The sequence below is a fragment of the Streptomyces coffeae genome (assembly GCF_016741875.1).
In the GTDB taxonomy this organism is placed as follows: domain Bacteria; phylum Actinomycetota; class Actinomycetes; order Streptomycetales; family Streptomycetaceae; genus Streptomyces; species Streptomyces coffeae.
The window spans coordinates 1-862 of sequence record NZ_JAERRF010000151.1; the positions used below are offsets into that span (position 1 = coordinate 1).

Annotated in this window: 1 protein-coding gene and 1 pseudogene; both read left to right on the forward strand. The window is 66.8% G+C overall.

Annotated elements, in window-relative coordinates; genetic code table 11:
• A pseudogene (locus JK363_RS44980) lies at positions 1–145 on the forward strand (CurL C-terminal domain-containing protein); the annotation flags it as partial.
• A gap of 45 nt (positions 146–190) precedes the next feature.
• On the forward strand, positions 191–862 hold a 672-nt coding region (locus JK363_RS41410; RefSeq protein WP_307822126.1), incomplete at its 3' end, for an acyltransferase domain-containing protein.

Below are 862 nucleotides of genomic sequence, written 5' to 3' on the forward strand. Positions count from 1 at the left end.
GGGGGCGCTTGAGGCGCAGGCTGAGCGGCTGGTGGCTTTCCTTGAGGGGAGGCCTGAGTGCTCGCCGGTGGATGTGGGTGTGTCGTTGGCGACGGGGCGGGCTGTGCTGGAGCACCGTGCGGTGGTCCTGGGCGGAGACCGTGAGACGTTGCTGGCCGGTTTGGCCGGTGGCCATGGAGTGATATCCGGGATGGTGGCCGAGGGCCGTACCGGCTGGATGTTCACCGGGCAGGGCAGCCAGCGGATCGGTATGGGCCATGACTTGTATGACCAGTTCCCTGTCTTCGCCCGGGCGTTGGATGAGGTCTGCGGCCATCTGGATGGGGCTCTTGAGGGTGTTGTGGGGTTTGGTGTGCCGGTGCGGGACGTGCTGTTCGCGGCGGAGGGCTCCGGCGAGGCTGGGCTGCTGGACCGTACGGGGTATGCGCAGACGGGGTTGTTTGCGGTGCAGGTTGCGTTGGTGGAGTTGCTGCGTTCCTGGGGTGTGAGTCCGGATGTGGTGTTGGGGCATTCGGTTGGTGAGTTCGTTGCTGCGTATGTGGCGGGTGTGTTTGGTGTGGAGGATGCTGCGCGGTTGGTGGCGGGGCGTGCGCGGTTGATGCAGGCGCTGCCGGAGGGTGGCGCGATGGCAGCCATCGAGGCCGGCGAGGCCGAGGTTACGGAGATTCTGGGCGGTTTGCCGGATGGTTCGCGGGTGGGGATCGCGGCGGTCAACGGTCCGACGGCTGTGGTGGTCTCTGGTGACGAGGATGCCGTTGAGCAGGTGATGGCGGTTGCAGGCGAGCGGGGCTGTCGGGTGTCGCGGCTGCGGGTGAGTCATGCCTTCCACTCGGCGTTGATGGAGCCGATGCTGGCGGAGTTT